The sequence below is a fragment of the Aeromonas schubertii genome (genome assembly GCF_000820105.1).
GTDB lineage: Bacteria > Pseudomonadota > Gammaproteobacteria > Enterobacterales > Aeromonadaceae > Aeromonas > Aeromonas schubertii.
This window is the reverse complement of sequence record NZ_CDDB01000075.1, coordinates 1-352: the sequence shown is the minus strand read 5'-3', so window position 1 is coordinate 352 and position 352 is coordinate 1. Positions and strand designations below refer to the sequence as shown.

The window sequence follows — 352 nt, the reverse complement described above, 5'->3', positions numbered from 1 at the left end:
GCCGGGGGCATGCGACGGGCGATCTCCTCCTCCACCCAGCCCAGCAGAGCCTTGATCCCCCGTGACAGGATCTGGTTCTGGCGCACGATATAGCCGAGATGGGTGGTGGGAAATCCCGTCAGCCGTTGTACCGGTACCCCTTCGTCGCGCCGCCTGAGCAGGGCAAAATCGGGCACGATGGCAACGCCGAACCCCGCCTCGGCCCAATCCAGCTGGGCATCCACACTCCCCACCTCCATCACCCTGTGCCTGCCAAGGCTCGGCAAGGCGGGATCGAGCAGGGCACGGGTGCGGGTATCGTGGCCCAACAGGATGAGGCGCTTCTCTTCCCCCTCCATCCCCTCCCCCAGGG

The 352-nt window shown here is 66.8% G+C and carries 1 protein-coding gene; it reads right to left on the bottom strand.

Going from position 1 to position 352, the window contains the following annotated elements; translation table 11 throughout:
* Positions 1-352 (bottom strand): LysR family transcriptional regulator substrate-binding protein (locus tag BN1133_RS19805; protein ID WP_197273681.1); only part of this gene is annotated, 352 nt, incomplete at both ends.